Annotated in this window: 9 protein-coding genes; 5 read left to right on the top strand and 4 right to left on the bottom strand. The window is 50.6% G+C overall.

Annotation, left to right across the window (positions count from 1 at the left end):
- The 3 genes from ACEW8P_RS22045 to ACEW8P_RS22035 form a co-directional block, all read left to right on the top strand.
- On the top strand, positions 1 to 2,968 hold a 2,968-nt coding region (locus tag ACEW8P_RS22045), incomplete at its 5' end, for a SusC/RagA family TonB-linked outer membrane protein (RefSeq protein ID WP_373515229.1).
- A 130-nt stretch (positions 2,969 to 3,098) separates the two neighbouring features.
- On the top strand, positions 3,099 to 4,718 hold the full coding sequence (locus tag ACEW8P_RS22040; protein ID WP_373515228.1) for a RagB/SusD family nutrient uptake outer membrane protein: 1,620 nt from the start codon (positions 3,099 to 3,101) through the stop codon (positions 4,716 to 4,718).
- A 246-nt stretch (positions 4,719 to 4,964) separates the two neighbouring features.
- Positions 4,965 to 6,338: an arylsulfatase gene (locus ACEW8P_RS22035; RefSeq protein WP_373515227.1), complete on the top strand. Its 1,374-nt coding sequence runs from the start codon at positions 4,965 to 4,967 to the stop codon at positions 6,336 to 6,338.
- Between the two features lie 148 nt (positions 6,339 to 6,486).
- Here the strand turns inward: ACEW8P_RS22035 and pgk are convergent, their stop codons facing one another.
- Positions 6,487 to 7,677 (bottom strand): phosphoglycerate kinase, encoded by a 1,191-nt coding sequence (gene pgk, locus ACEW8P_RS22030; RefSeq protein WP_373515226.1) that lies wholly within the window; start codon positions 7,675 to 7,677, stop codon positions 6,487 to 6,489.
- 228 nt (positions 7,678 to 7,905) lie between these two features.
- Between pgk and ACEW8P_RS22025 the strand changes: the two genes are divergently transcribed.
- Together ACEW8P_RS22025 and ACEW8P_RS22020 are read left to right on the top strand one after the other, a co-directional pair.
- Positions 7,906 to 9,621 (top strand): VRR-NUC domain-containing protein, encoded by a 1,716-nt coding sequence (locus ACEW8P_RS22025; RefSeq protein WP_373515225.1) that lies wholly within the window; start codon positions 7,906 to 7,908, stop codon positions 9,619 to 9,621.
- 74 nt (positions 9,622 to 9,695) lie between these two features.
- The gene (locus tag ACEW8P_RS22020; protein WP_373515224.1) at positions 9,696 to 10,040 is read left to right on the top strand and encodes a c-type cytochrome; all 345 of its coding nucleotides are present in this window, start codon (positions 9,696 to 9,698) and stop codon (positions 10,038 to 10,040) included.
- A 158-nt stretch (positions 10,041 to 10,198) separates the two neighbouring features.
- Here the strand turns inward: ACEW8P_RS22020 and ACEW8P_RS22015 are convergent, their stop codons facing one another.
- The 3 genes from ACEW8P_RS22015 to ACEW8P_RS22005 form a co-directional block, all read right to left on the bottom strand.
- Positions 10,199 to 11,104 carry a hypothetical protein gene (locus tag ACEW8P_RS22015; RefSeq protein ID WP_373515223.1) on the bottom strand — a complete coding sequence of 302 codons (906 nt, stop codon included), beginning with the start codon at positions 11,102 to 11,104 and terminating at the stop codon, positions 10,199 to 10,201.
- Positions 11,105 to 11,256: 152 nt separating this feature from the next.
- Entirely contained in the window at positions 11,257 to 12,813 is a 1,557-nt protein-coding gene (locus ACEW8P_RS22010; RefSeq protein ID WP_373515222.1) for a RagB/SusD family nutrient uptake outer membrane protein, read from the bottom strand.
- A gap of 33 nt (positions 12,814 to 12,846) precedes the next feature.
- Positions 12,847 to 15,720: SusC/RagA family TonB-linked outer membrane protein (locus ACEW8P_RS22005; protein ID WP_373515221.1), on the bottom strand; the 2,874-nt coding region annotated here is incomplete at its 5' end.

Here is a 15,720-nt window from a genome sequence, read left to right as displayed (position 1 = left end):
TCGTCAAGCAGCCGATCAGACGGTTACCGGTAGGATCACAGATGGTGCCGATGGCGCGGGTCTACCGGGGGTAAATGTCCTATTGAAAGGCAGCACGGTGGGTACTTCGACGGACGCCGAAGGCAGATTCTCGCTCTTGGTTCCCACGCAATACGATAATGCCAGCACCACACTGGTTTTTTCCTTTGTTGGATACGCGCCGCAAGAGGTGGTTGTCGGTAGCCGCAGCAGCATTGAGGTGACACTGAGCGTGGACAATAGGCAATTGAATGAATTAGTAGTCGTGGGGTATGGTACGCAATCGCGCAAGAACCTGACGAGTGCGATTAGCACCATCAAACCTGAAGAACTCAACCGGGGAGCTATTAGTGATGTCGGCCAATTGTTGCAGGGCAAAGTGCCGGGTCTGAATATTTCGGCCAATGGCGACCCTAACCGCCCGGCAGCGGTGATCCTGCGTGGGGCTTCCACGATCAACAGTTCACAAGGGCCATTCTACGTAATTGACGGCGTACCCGGCGCGGATATTTCAATTATTGCGCCGGATGACATTGCTTCCATCGATGTCCTGAAAGATGCCGCTGCCACTGCCATCTACGGAAACCGTGCCGCCAACGGCGTCACGATGGTCACGACGAAGCGGGGCAAAAACGGGCAAATGCAAATAAGCTACAGCGGCTACGCAGGCATCGAGAAGGTGACCAGCAAGCTAGAAGTGATGGACGCCGGGCAACTGCGTGCTTTTTTGACGGCCAATGGTCAATCCTTTTCACCTGTCGATGACAAAGGAGTCGATACTGACTGGCAAAAAGAAGTACAGCGTAGCAGTGCTTTTTCACAAAACCATAACCTGTCCATCAGCGGCGGAACCGAACACAGCACCTACAGCGCCAGCCTGAACTACTTCGACAAGCAGGGAATTATGTTGAAAAGCGATTTGAATCGGGTGATTGCGCGGCTGGCTGTGGATCAATACGCCTTCAATGATAAGCTGCGGTTTAGCCTGAATGTGACCAACTCGAACAGCAACGCCAACAACACTCCGTTGCGCAATAACGTGTTGTTGCAGATGATCGAGTACCTCCCCGTGTCGCCCGTCAAAAATGATGATGGCACGTATTTCGAGAACTTTCAGGGTACGGGCTATTTCAATCCGGTAGCGATTATCGACCACGCTCAGGACAACGACAAATACAATACCCTGATCGGCTCGTTCAATACGCACCTGCAGCTGCCCGCCGGGTTTTCCTACGATTTGAATTTGTCGTACCAAAGCAATAACTCGCAGCATAACGAATCATACGAAAGCTACTACACGCAGTACAACAGCGCCCAGTTTTACAGCAGCACCGAACCTGGGGGAGGCCGCAGTTTGCTGAATTTCGGCGTCAACGGCTCGGCTTTGCGGAACACTTACCAAACGACCCGCAAAGTTCTTGAGACTTTTTTCACGTGGGATAAAGCCTTCGGTGACCACAATATCAATGCTGTGCTGGGCTATTCCTGGCAAGGAAACGTGTCGGGCGACGGCTTCCAGACGTCCGCTACCAACTTCCCGGTGGATAACATCGGCTACAACAACCTTGCACTGAGCAATCCCTACGCGGTACCATCATACCGGATCAATTATGGTCCCGACGGCGTGTATCAGGAAAATAGGTTAATCTCTGACTTCGCTCGTGTCAACTACAACTACAATGACAAGTACCTGGTGCAAGGGTCAATCCGGCGCGATGGGAGTTCGGTTTTCGGCGCCAATAACAAGTGGGGCTATTTCCCCGCCGTTGGCGTGGCCTGGCGCATCGCGCAGGAAGGATTCATGCAAAACCAAAGTGTTTTTGCCGACCTCAAACTTCGTGCTAGTTACGGTGTGACGGGTAACTCTTCGGGTTTCAACGCCTACACCGCGCAATTCATCTCGGGCAGCCGAGGTACTTATTATTACAATGGCGTACAGACTGCCGCCCTCGGCCCCACGCAGGCCGCGAATCCTGATTTGCAATGGGAAAAGACCGCCACGGGTAACATCGGACTGGATTTCACGATTTTGAAAGGCAAGTTGAGTGGTACACTGGAAGTATACGACAAAGAAACCACGGGTATGATTTACTCCTACCGGGTGAATCCCGTGCTGGTACCCGTTGGAAGCATTACGGCTAATGGTGGCAGCATGAGCAACAGGGGCATCGAATTTAGCTTGAACTCCACACCCGTCAGAACCAAGGATTTCAGCTGGACGACTGGGCTAAACCTGGCGCACAACAAGAACGAGATCACCAGCCTAACCAATCCGCTATTCGTGGGGGGGGATTCGGTTCGCACCACGGGTACAGGCGGATCGGGACAAACGGGAAGTTCGCTGCAAATATTGAAAGCGGGCCAGCCGCTCGGGCAGTTTTTTAGCCTGCAGTATGAAGGCAAGAATGACCAGGGCGTGTCGCAATACCTGGGCGGTAACGGTAATTTGACCACCACCCCAGCCGTAGGCACAGACTATCGGTACGTAGGTAGCCCACAACCCAAGCTGCTGCTGGGCTGGACCAACTCGCTGAACTACAGAAACCTGGATTTTAACTTGTTTTTCAGGGGCGTGTTCGGCAACAAAATTTTCAATACTACCCGCGCCGATCTCTTCCGGCCCAGCACAGCCCAATTCACCAACATCCTGGTAGACGCGGCTGATGAAAAAACGACGGATGTCAACTCGTTCAAGTACTCGACCCGCTTTATCGAAGATGGTAGTTATGTGCGTCTGGACAACGCCACGCTGGGCTACACGCTCAAAAGCTTGGGGCAATACGTTAAAAACCTCAGGGTTTACACCTCGGTCAACAACGCCTTCGTCATCACCAAATACACGGGCATCGACCCTGAGGTCAATCAGGGTGGTCTCGCACCCGGCATCGACATGAACAATTTTTATCCCAAAACCCGCACTATTCTTATAGGGGTCAATGTAACATTCTAATGGAGGAGGAAAGGATTTTCCATTCGACCAAGAAATTTCTTTTGCTCTATGACCTGCCCTATTTTTCCTCTCGCCACGGGGCGCCCCGCTCCATCCTCCTTTCTTCCCTTTATCCTTTCAAAAAATCAATATGAAAAAGCTATTATCTTCCGGGGCATTTCTGGTACTCGTGATGTACCTGACCTCTTCCTGTCACAATATCGACGTTCCGGTCAATACTGAGTTGACCCCCGATATTTTTCCGCAAAACACTTCGCAGTTTATTCAGGCATCCGGGCCACCCTACGCGGCGCTGCGCGGAAACTATGCCATCGACTACTGGATGATCCAGTCGTTAAGTACCGATGAGGCTATTATGCCCGCCCGCGGCGGTAACTGGTTCGACAACCAGAACTATTCGATGATGCACTACCATAGCTGGACCCCTGATCACGGTTGGACCAACGCGAACTGGAACTGGTTATCGACCGTCATCGGCACGACCAACCAGGCGCTCTCGATTCTGGGTCAAACCATTCCGGCTACGGTCACGACGAAAGCCACCAATCTGGCTGAATTGAAAATGGTCCGAGCCCTGGCGTATTTTATGATGATGGATCTCTATGGTAATGTCCCCATTGACACCACTTACGGCGACTTCAAGCCGCGCGCCAATGTACCCAGGGCGCAGGTGTTTTCTTTTATAGAAAAAGAAGTGAAAGCAGCTTTACCAAACCTGAGTAAAGTTACGGGTCAAGCCACCTACGGCCGGGCTACACAATATATGGCCCACGCTTTGTTAGCTAAAATGTACCTGAACGCCGAGTACTACACGGGTACTGAGCGCTACAACGACGCGGTAGTTGCCTGTGATAACGTGATTAGCTCGGGCGCTTACGCTCTTGAACCACGGGCGTCGTACTTGCAAATGTTCTACCCAAACAACGGCCCGCAGATGAAGGAATTCATCTTTGCTATTCCTTACGATCCGGCAGCGGCGTCTTTGCCCGGTACGAATAGCAATATGTACCACGGCCGCTATGACCTGGCGCGATCGCTGCGGGCCAAATTCGGCCTGCCCTTCACGCCCAGTGCGCCTCGCAGCACGCTACCCGAATTCTACGCCCACTTCAACGACGAAAACGACATCAGGAACAAGCAGTGGCTTACGGGCCTGCAGTTTATGAACGACGGCACGACGCCTGTGACCGTGAAAACGACCAAGAAAGGCTACGACCAATTCTACACGGGCGCCGATGGTGGAGCGGCCTTTACCTATCAGGTCGAATTGACGCCAAAAATCATCTTACGCCAGGATGTCGCTACTTTCGACGTAGGCAACGACGAAATCGGCTGGAACATGGGCTTTCGCAATATCAAGTTTTACCCCGATGCTACCTCTACGTCACGTAATCAGAACAACGACATTCCTGTTTTCCGCTATTCTGACATTATCCTCATGAAAGCCGAAGCCATCCTGCGCGGTGGTACTGCCACGCAGGGACAAACGGCACTTTCGCTCGTCAACCAGTTGCGGGCAGTTCGCACTACCTCGCCCGCTTTGGCAAGTGTGAATCTGGAAGATATTTACGCCGAACGCAGCCGCGAATTCGCCTGGGAAGCCTGGCACCGCAACGACATGATTCGCTTCGGCAAGTACGAAGGAAGCTGGGGTTTTAAAACTAATGAGGATACCTACCGCCGGATTTTTCCAATACCTACCTCGGCGCTGACCGTCAACCCAGCCTTAAAGCAAAATCCCGGTTATTGAACCGATACGAACAGATAGCAAGAGAAAATCAGCTCGGTTTTAGCGAATATTCGCCATTTTTTAAGTTCTTGTGAGGCAGCATGCCTGAGTGCATCTAATGCCGCTCACAAACGCCAGCATCGAACAGTCCAACAGGCGTTCGATGTTGGCGTTTTTTTTGAAAAGTATGTATTGCAAATTTTACAAGTCATTGGAGCACCAAGTTCGACGTATTGCTCCATGATAAATCCTCATAAGCCGCTGACTATGAATAACCGCGTTCTCGCTTGCCCAATCCTCATTTTTCTGGCCTTAATTTGCGCTGCGGCCGATACAATTGCCCAAAGCAAATCTCCAAATATCATTTTCATTATGGCTGATGATCTCGGTTACGGTGACCTTGGATGCTACGGTCAGGAGAAAATTAAGACGCCACGCATCGACCAGATCGCCAAAGAAGGTATGCGGTTTACTGATTTCTACGCAGGCGCCACAGTATGCGCTCCGTCGCGTTGTTCGCTACTTACCGGCAAACACAACGGCAATGCCTACGTCAGAGGAAACTACGAGATTGGTCATTGGAGGTCCTACCTGGGCCAATTGCCCATTCCGGCGGAGGAGACCACTATTTTTGAAGTCTTGAAGCAAAAAAACTACGCGACCGCCTGTTATGGCAAATGGGCGATGGGGCGCGCAGAGTCGTCGGGCGCCCCGGATCAGCATGGCGTCGACGATTTTTTTGGCTACAACTGCCAGCGCCACGCGCACAGCTATTATCCCTATTATCTGGAAGGGAATCGCGGTGAAAAATTTTGGCAGTCAGGCAATTCCCGACAGCCGGGAGGGAAAACCTATTCCCACGATGTACTGGCCGACAAAGCGCTCGACTACATCAAAGCAAATAAAGACACCGCGTTCTTTCTGTACGTTCCTTTCACGATCCCGCACGGTCCGCTTGAAGTACCCGATCTGAACATTTACAAAAATGAGGATTGGGACGTAAAATTGAAGACTCAGGCGGCCATGATCAGTCGGATGGACAAAGATGTGGGCCGTATCATGGACTTGTTGAAAGAGCTGGGGATAGACGATAACACGATCGTGTTTTTCACCAGTGATAACGGTGCCCACGGCGACGGTGGTACCCTGGAATTCTTCAAGGCTTCGGGGCCTTTGCGCGGCCGGAAGCGTGATTTATACGAGGGAGGCATTCGGACTCCCATGGTTGTCCGCTGGCCTGGAAAAGTAAAACCTGGCTCGGAATCCAACTTTGCCGGAGCTTTTTGGGACATCATGCCTACCCTGGCCGAAATTACCGAAACAAAAGTACCCAGTGAGATCGACGGAATCTCCTTCCTTCCAGAACTACTTGGCCTCCCCCAACCCAAACACCATTATCTCTATTGGGAATTTTATGAAAAGGATGGAAAGCAGGCCATTCGGAAAGGCAAGTGGAAAGCCGTCAGGCTGAATCTGCACAAAAATTTCCATGGCTCTCCGGTCGAGTTGTATAATCTGGAAGAGGATATTTCGGAAAGTAACAATTTGGCAAGCAAGTACCCGGAGATAGCAAACGATCTGCTGGGGTTGATGCAGGCTTGTCATACTCCATCCCCATATTTCAAATTCAAAAGTCAGTAGCAGCTGTTGCTTCCCGTAGGGCCAGACGATCGGGTTGGGCAACTGGAATTGTGTGATTCAAGGCACTCATGAAAATGCCAAAAGGCAGCATTCGTTTGTAGAATTGCTGCCTTTTGGCATTCAAACTTCTAAAATATCCCTTAACGATTTACGCCTCCAGCGCTGCTACGCCGGGGAGGGTTTTGCCTTCCATGTATTCCAATAGGGCGCCGCCGCCCGTGGAGACGTAACTCACACGATCGCCATAGCCCGCATTGTTGACGGCCGAGGCAGAATCGCCGCCGCCAATAAGTGAGAAAGCATCGTTTTCTTCGGTTGCTTTCACGACTGCCTTGGCGATTGCGCTGGTACCTTTTGCGAAGTTCGGGAATTCGAACACACCCATTGGCCCGTTCCAGAGAACAGTTTTAGATTTACTGATGATATCGGCGAACAACTCACGCGTTTCCGGGCCAATGTCCAGTCCCTGCCAATCGTCGGGAATTTGTCCGGCCTTCACGGTTTTACGCTCGGCGTCGTTGCTGAAATCGTCGGCAATGACTGTGTCAACGGGCAGCACAAGATTTACGCCTTTGGCTTTGGCTTTTTCCATCAATTCCAGCGTCAGATCCTGCTTATCGGCTTCCAACAAGGACTTGCCGATGTTGCCGCCTTTGGCTTTGGAAAATGTGTAGGACATACCTCCGCCAATAATCAAGTTGTCGACTTTGTCTATCAACTTCTCGATGATCAGGATTTTATCGGAAATCTTGGCTCCGCCCATGATGGCGGTAAAGGGGCGCTCCGAGTTTTCGAGCAGACGTTGGGCGTTATCGAGTTCAGACTGCATCACGTAGCCGCAAACTTTATCTTTAAAAAACTGTCCGATGACTGCTGTGGAAGCGTGGGCACGGTGGGCGGTACCGAAGGCATCCATTACCCACACAACGCCTAATTTGGAGAGTTTTTCGGCGAAGGCTTTATCACCTTTTTCTTCCTCTTTATGAAAACGCAGATTTTCCAGCAGTAAGATTTCCCCTGACTTCAAGTCTGCCGCCATTTTAGTAGCTTGCTCTCCCACGGCGTCATCAGCGAATTTTACTGTACGCCCAAAAACCAGCGAAAGAGGGTTGACGAGGTGCTTCAGCGAGTACTTTTCGGTTGGCCCATCCTTTGGCCGACCTAAGTGCGACATCAGAATACAGGCTCCACCACTATTCAGAATTTTTTCGATAGTAGGTACAGTGGCCTTAATCCGGGTATCGTCGGTAATTTCAAACTTATCGTTTAATGGCACGTTAAAATCAACGCGCACCAAGGCCTTTTTGCCCGAAAAATCATAGCTGTCAAGTGTTTTCATAAGGGAGTTGGGGTTAAATTTCCTAAAAACAAATGTAGAGGTATTCTTGACAAAATGCTATAACACTACTACAAATCAGGCTTTTACAATAAGTATAGTACAATTTTAAAATTTTATCCTTCTATTTTTATAGCTACTTTTAATCATGAAAATAGCAGGTGTGATTTTTCAACTAAGATTACTCACTCACGGCGCGGGCTTCTCCGCCACTAATTCTATCATTCAAAATTGACTTCGACACCTCCTGATCTTCCCCCGAAATACTACCTCGACAACTACCGTTATGTGATGGATTTTGTCAGGAAACTTTACGATGCCATTCTGATCGGATCCGAGCGAGAATTTCTAGATGCCTTTGACTTACTGTCCGAAGATGCACAGTGCCTATTCATACGCTTCACCAATCGCCGGGGCTCGTTTTTTAAAGTTAATGCGCTTTCTTATCCTGAACTTGAAGACATTCCGGCCGCGCTGACCGAACTGATTGAGACGGGCTTTGTCGAGGGCTTGGGCGAACAGCACGCCGCTCGAGCCGACGAAGTGGTGGACCTTTTTACCAAACCCGAACTGCTGATGCTCACTCAGGCCCTTGCCCCAATAGTGATGCCCGCCAAAAGCATCCGCAAGCCTGACCTCGTCCGTTGGTTGATGCATGAATATAAGGCTGAGGAGCTGATCGAAGGGCTCGATGTCCTGGAACCCGTCGTAAAGGTTGGCTATGAGGTGGAGGCTATGATGATGCGGTTTCTTTTCTTCGGCAATCGCCATAACGATATGACTGAGTTCGTCATCCGTGATTTGGGTCACGTGCAGTACCAATCATTTCAGGAGGAGAACTTCTCCGTTCGCTTTGAGACGCGCAAGGATGTGGAGGACAAGCTTATGGTCTCGCTCACGGGCGAGACTTTCCATGACCAAAAGGACGAACTACCGCCCGAAGAAATCTACGACTGGTTCATGAACTGGCAGGGCGGGCTAGTCGGCGAACTGAGTGCAGTTGCCGCACCCTCGTACCGTCGCCTTATCCTGCGCATTGGTGCTTGGCTGGAACGCAAGAAACTACCCGAGCAAGCCTTGGCGGTCTATCAACTTACTGACCACGCACCTTCCCGCGAGCGCCGCGCCCGACTGCTACAGCGCGTTGGCGATGTGGACGAAGCCCTCGCGCTCTGCGAAGACATGATCGCTCATCCGCAGAACGCTGACGAGCGGTTTTTTGGCCTGGATTACCGCGAAAAAATCAAGAATAAGAAAAAGCGTGTCGTGCGACGCACGACTAAGGCTTTGAAAGAGGCCGGTGCCGTACCTGTGCCGATTTCCTTCCGCTATCGTGTGGAATTGGGCGTGATGGAGTACTTCCGTGAGCGCGGCTACGAGGCCGCATTCAGCGAGAACGAGCCGTGGCGGGCTCTTTTCGGACTAGTGTTCTGGGATATTATTTACGATACTAATGTGCGGGCTATCCACCACCCTTTGCAGCGGGTGCCGTCGGATTTTTTCTTGCCTGATTTTTACATAAAAAGAGAAACCTTACTTCGCACGCGACTGGAAGAGCTTGATAATCAGAAAGCTTTTTCTGCCCTAATTAAGAAAACCTACGAAGAGAAATTTGGTACCGCTAACGTTTTGGTTGCCTGGTTCGATGGGATGCTCGAACTTGTGCTGCTGCTGGTGCACTACCTTGAACCTGCCCAGCTCCACTCCATCCTGCTGGAAATGGCCAAACACCTGCGCGAAAATACGCGTGGCTTTCCTGACCTGCTGATCTGGAAGGACGAGGAATACGATTTTGTAGAAGTGAAGTCGCCAACCGACCACTTATCGTCCCAGCAGTTGCACTGGCAACACTTTTTCGAAAACCTCGGCGTTAATAGCCGAGTACTGCGCGTGGAATGGGCGTTCGAGGAAGACGAAGCGGAAAAAACTTCGGATAATATGTCGTAGATTCCCCCACTTCCCTACTTTTGTCCAGATAGACGGTTCTTTTCCAATACCATTAACCATTTGAACATATAAAAATGAAGAAGAAAATCGGAATGTTGTGGGCGGCGGCGCTTGCCCTTGTGGCCAGCATCGACACCGCCAATGCCCAGGTGAAGGTTCCTGAGAACATAACCACCCTGATGAACAAGTACACCTGTAGCGCCTGCCACCGCGTGGACGCTCGCCTCGTTGGCCCGGCCTATACGGATGTGGCCAAAAAGAAATACACCGATGCTAAAATTGTCGAACTGATTTACAAGCCCGTACCCGAAAACTGGCCCGGCTATCCGCCGATGGCACCGATGACTCAAGTTCCCAAGGAGGACGCGCTGGTGCTGGCGAAGTACATCAATTCACTGGACACTAAGGCGAAGAAATAAGCTTCTCCAATGTCCAATCGTAACTAACGTTCGTCGCTGGTGTGGTTAACTAAGCAGGTGTTTAGTTCGCAATATATAGCGGACTAAACGCCTTTTCTTTTCGCCTCAGCTACATACTCTCTCAGCGAGTAGCTGTCAAGTATTGAGAAAAAGGAGAACTAAGGTACCATACTAGTCTCAACTGATTGTTTGGCAGTTGCTAACTCATATTTGACGACCAAATTTTCATTACGGAAAACTGAGATTCCTCCGTTCTCAAACACGATCTTCTGTCCCCGGAGTTTTCCGTCGAAAACATATAGTACATCTCGGCCACGAATTATGGTCTGCTGGGCAAATCTCCGGCCTTTTCGATTGAGGCGATAGATCGTCATCGTTTTATTTGCATCGGTCAGCGTGACCAAATAGCTCGATTGCAGGTCAATTTCGTTCTTTTTTTGCACAAAATCAGCCTCCCTTCTCCCTCGTTCGAATGTAAAGTGACCTTCCTTTACAGTGAAAATTTCTTTCTTCACTTTCCGCTTGTTCCGGCACGCCAACGACGAATCCCGCCGAACAATTACATATTTCAGGGCATTGCCATTCATGTAGGACACACTATCGGGCGGGCCGACGCGGTGGTACAGATAGCGAGTGCGACGTTTCTCAGAATTGCTTCTCATCAAAGAATCGCTGGCAAAAGTGTAGGTGCGGTAACCCTGATTAGGCAGAGGAACTTCCAATTCTCTCAACGCAAAAGGCTCGTCCGAAGCGTAGTCAAGAAGTCGATCCAGCCGCAGGGAAAAGTTTTGGTTCAGATCGTAGAAGAGGCCGTTGCCCAGGTCGAAGCCCAGCGGGTCGTCGGGAACATCCATCGTTTGCAGGTCATTTCCTATGTAATATTGTGTTTGCTGTCGAATAACGTCGAGCCGCAAGTCGGTAGGTTCCACGCTTGGTCTGAGTTCGAGCGGAGCGAAGGCTACCCGATTCAGGTTTTGGATTTCTTTCGGGTTCAGAGTGGAGCAGGCGGTGGTGAAGATGGCAAGAGAAGCTGTCAGCAGCAGGGATTTAACATTCGTGATCATAGGAAAGTACGGTTTTAATCACTAGGTGTTCTTGGACAATTTAACTCAATTCGCCGAAGTATGTTGTGTATGCGATTTTTTGTTTTAACAAAATAGGCCGCCTACGAATCATCGTAAGCGGCCTGTTCAAAGGTTCTCTCAGTAAAAGATAATCAGTACCCCGGATTCTGCGTCTTCAAATTCGGGTTGTTCAGCATTTCCTGACGGGGTAAGGGCAGCAAAAGGTGCTTCTCCTGCAACGCCTGATTGGAGCTGGGATTGACGTGACCCACGAAGTTGTCGAAGCCATTGGTCTTTTCATTATAGACCTTCCGCAAACGCACCATGTCGAACCAAGTGATCTGCTCGTAGCTGAGCTCGTGCCAGCGCTCGCGCCAGACAGCCTCGCGGAAACTAGCCTGGGAAAAAGTACCGAGGGCGGGCGTGGTGAGGGTAGCTCGGTCCCGAATTCGCTTCAGCGCGTCATAGGCTGCTTGTGTGGGCGCACCAAGTTCGTTCTGCGCTTCGGCGAAAGTCAGTAGTACCTGAGCGTAACGAATTTGGGGCACATTGAGGTTATTCTGACGGGTACCAGCTACCCCTGCTTTACCCGCAGAAGTTTGATTGAAATGCTTAAACACGTAGGGGGCTCCCAGGTCGAACGCCGCTCCGTTGCCATTCGTAAAGTAGCTCGTGTAAAAGTAGCCATCCTGATTTTTGGCTCTCAGGTCGCCTTTTTCATACGAATTATAAAAAGTCGGAGTGGGAACCGAACTTCCTGTTCCACCCGGTCCGTTGAACGTGACGGGCTTGAAATTAGGATAGAAATTTTCCATCGGATTACCTGCCACCAGTGTGTTGTACTGGATCATGAAAAGGTGTTCAAGCCGATTTTCGGTAGTTTCGCTGTGTACGTCCCTGTAATTCGTAAACAGATTGATAACCGCTGGATTTGCGTTGGCGTAAGTAATCACCTCCAAAGCTTTATCAGCCGCTAATTTGTAGTGCGACGCACCTTTGTTTAGCGGAGAGCCAGCCATAGTCAAGTACACCTCAGCCAGTTGCGCCTTCACAGCCGCCTTGTTCACCCGACCCGTTATGTCCATCCAGGCCAGTCCCGCGTTTTCGGCAGCGGTCAGGTCTTCGACAATTAGTTTGTACACATCCTCTTTGGAGGTTCGGGTAGGTAGAAAGCTTTCCGATGAAGATGTCTGAGGAGAAGTAATCAACGGTACATCACCCCAAAGCCGAACCGCCGTGAAATAAGCCGAACCCCTCAGAAAACGCGCTTCACCCAGGATTTTGGTTTTCTGGGCCTCGGGCATGGGCGATATGCCGGGTACTTTTTCAAGTACCTGATTGGCGTTGGCAATAACCCGGTAAAGGCCGTTCCAGTAGTTTGTTACGTGGATTGTGTTGGCATCGAGCGACAGGCTGTACAGGTTATTGAGGTCAGAATTCTGAGCTGTTTCTGTAATTGAAGTACCTGTCATGGCTTCCAGCAACTGCCAGTTACTGGAAAAAATGCCAGCACCACCGCCCATAAATCGTAGGTCGGCATAGACCGAAGCGAGAGCCGCTTCAGCGTGATCGGGAATGGTGTAGAAATTTTCGGGCGTTAAGTTCGAGGGAGCCTGTTCGTCCAAAAAGTCTGTGCATCCAATAGGCCCACTCAGTGCGATACCGCAGAGCAGTGCCCGGCTCAGGCGTTTTACTATTTTATGTCTCATTGTTGAAGTCGATTTATTAATTGCTTTGGAAAATTACAGGCCTATTTGAATACCAAACAGATAAATTGTTGGCTTAGGGTAGTTGTGCCAGATCATACCCTGTGAGAAGGCACTATTGCCACCACCCTGGTTAGTAGGCGTTACTTCAGGGTCACCCACGATGGGGTCTTCTACCAGAAGGAAGAAGTTCTGGGTCGAGGCATAAATCCTTAACCTATTCAGTCTCAGTCGATCTGTAATGGCAGTTGGGAATGTGTAGCCAAGCAGGGCGTTGCTGCCTCTCAAAAACGAGCCGTTCTTGATCCATTGCGTGTCGACGTTTGTAACATACCCCGCCCGGGTTTCGCGAATCTCGGCGATGGGAGTATCCTGGTTGGTAGGTGTCCAGGCCTTCAGCACGGAGGTGTAGCTGTTAGCCAGAGCCTGCCGATCTTCGCTGGGATGCAGGTTCATCAGCATCACTTGGTTGCCATACATGAACTGGAGTTCGAGCACGGCGTCGAAGTTGCCGAATTTGATGTTGTTGTTCAACGCACCCCAGCCTTTGGGACTACCGTTTCCGATAATGCTGCGGTCGGCATCAGTAATGGCTCTGTCTCCATTTACGTCCAGATACTTAATATCGCCAGGTAAGATGGTCAGGCCATTTCGATAGCTGGTAAACTTAGCCGCTTCCTCACGCTCCGCCTCGCTCCAGACACCCAGTCGAGTCAGTCCCCAGAATGATCCTACCGGTTCACCCACGCGGATAATGTTGGTAGGATTGGTGAAGTTTGGCCCGCCCACATTGAAAATATCGGAAGGGGTAGCCAGCGAAAGTACTTTGTTCCGGTTCAGCGATAGGTTGAAGTTGGTACTCCAGGTAAAGTTGGGGCGACTAACGTTGATGGTATTTAGGCCAAACTCAAAGCCTTTGTTTTCCATTGAGCCCACATTGCGCCGGATGGTGGCGTATCCGCTCGATTGGGGCACGGGGGCGTCGAGCAGCATGTCAGTAGTCAGGCGGTAGTAATAATCGGCTTCTACACTAACGCGTCCTTTAAACAGGCCAAGCTCTAAACCAACGTCTGTTTGAGCGGTTTTCTCCCAACGCAGATCGGGGTTAGAAAGCCGACTGATGCCCGTTCCACTCACGCGGATGTCGTTATAGATGGTGGCATAGGTAGAGCTAAGCAACGAAAGCGACGAGTACGATGGGATTTCAGAGTTACCCGTCAGGCCGTAGCTACTGCGAATCTTCAGGTTCGAGATGACGGGATTGCTTTTGAGAAATGGCTCCTCCGATACACGCCAGGCCAAAGCTGCGGAGGGGAAAAACGCGAACTTATTGTTCTCCCCAAATTTACTTGAGCCATCGGCCCGCCCCGTAGCTGTGAACAGGTAACGATTTTTGTAGCCATAGTTGACGCGCCCAAAATAGGAGTTGAACGCAAACCGGAACGCGTTGGAGCCCACTCCGGGGTTGGTGGCACCGGCACCGAGGTTATTGAATCCGAAGTAGTCTGTAGCGAAGTTGTTGACAGAAGCATTAATCTGAAAAACATTGGTTTCCTGCCACGAAATACCCAGCAACCCGTCAACTGAATGATCCTCACCAAACTGTTTGTTGTAGCTCAGCAGGTTCTCTAGCGACCAGAATGTTTCTTTTCGATTGTTGACCGACGCATTTCCGTTGCCGCCAATGTTGAGCGTCCGGGTAGTTGATTGGTTAACCTCCTGCGTTTGCACATTTACGCCCAGAATACTCTTGAACTGGAGACCAGGAGCCAGACTTATGGTAGCAGCCAGACTCCCCAATGTAGTTTGGGTATTTTGTATGTACTTGCGCCCTTCTAACTGGTGAAGTGCGTTGAACGTCCCTTCTGCGTTTGGGTAGTCGCGGTTGTTGGCGTAGGTTCCGTCAGGAAACTTTGCCGGCATGAAAGGGAAGTCTTCAACCATCCGACGGGCTACCTGGTCGTTCTGATCGACAATGTTCTCCGCCTGATTGTTGTAACTCAGTGTGCCACTTAGTTTTAGCCATTTCTTCACCTGATCGTCGATCGTGAATCGGCCCGAATACCGTTTCATGTAGGACGTTTTGAACAGTCCCTGATCGTCGCGGTAACCCATCGAAAGTGAATACTGGGTACGCTCGCTTCCCCCACTAAAGCCAAGCTGATGGTTCTGCGAAAGTTTATTTTGCGTAATATCCTTCATCCGGTCGGCGTCGTAAAGTGGATTACCCTGGGCGTCGAAAAGGCGGGGATCGATGCGTTTTTTGACCGGATCCAGGTTAGCATATTTGCCTGAGGCCCAGCCAACAGGATCGTACTTTTGAATATTTTGGTATGACAAATCCTCTACCGCCAGATACTCCTTAGCATTCAGTACGCGTGGCCGATTGGGGCCTATGGTATTCACGCTGAACTGACTATCGTAAGTAACGCGGCTCTCGCCTGCTTTTCCTTTTTTGGTCGTCACCAAGATAACGCCATTGGCACCCCGAGCTCCATATATAGCCGTTGACGACGCATCTTTCAGCACTTCTACTGACACAATGTCGTTAGGGTTGATGAAGTCGATGGCGTTGCTGAACTGGTTACCAGTGCTCTGGGGCAGAAATACGCCATCAACTACGTAAAGTGGGTTGTTGGAGGAGTTGATCGAGCTAAAGCCGCGAATCCTGACCGTAGTCCGGCCTCCGGGGCGTCCTGAGTTTGTGTTTACTTGTACTCCTGGCATCCTGCCGGACAACATTTGGTTGAGCGATGGGGCAGGACGCTCTTGAAGTTCGGCTTCCTTTACAGAGCCCACAGATCCGGTTAAATCCGACTTCTTGGCTGTACCGTAGCCGATGACCACCACTTCGTTCAATACCCTGGTATCTGCTTCCAGCACGAGGTTGATCGTGGAGCGGTTGCCGAC

The organism is Persicitalea sp., assembly GCF_041751555.1.
In the GTDB taxonomy this organism is placed as follows: domain Bacteria; phylum Bacteroidota; class Bacteroidia; order Cytophagales; family Spirosomataceae; genus Persicitalea.
The sequence above is the reverse complement of the archived record's forward strand: the minus strand, read 5'-3'. Positions and strand labels throughout refer to the sequence as shown.

Excerpts from the sequence above, each read along its gene's own strand:
- ACEW8P_RS22040 (WP_373515228.1), top strand. The coding sequence starts at position 3,099 with ATGAAAAAGCTATTATCTTCCGGGGCATTTCTGGTACTCGTGATGTAC.
- ACEW8P_RS22035 (WP_373515227.1), top strand. The coding sequence starts at position 4,965 with ATGAATAACCGCGTTCTCGCTTGCCCAATCCTCATTTTTCTGGCCTTA.
- pgk (WP_373515226.1), bottom strand. The coding sequence starts at position 7,677 with ATGAAAACACTTGACAGCTATGATTTTTCGGGCAAAAAGGCCTTGGTG.
- ACEW8P_RS22020 (WP_373515224.1), top strand. The coding sequence starts at position 9,696 with ATGAAGAAGAAAATCGGAATGTTGTGGGCGGCGGCGCTTGCCCTTGTG.
- ACEW8P_RS22015 (WP_373515223.1), bottom strand. The coding sequence starts at position 11,104 with ATGATCACGAATGTTAAATCCCTGCTGCTGACAGCTTCTCTTGCCATC.
- ACEW8P_RS22010 (WP_373515222.1), bottom strand. The coding sequence starts at position 12,813 with ATGAGACATAAAATAGTAAAACGCCTGAGCCGGGCACTGCTCTGCGGT.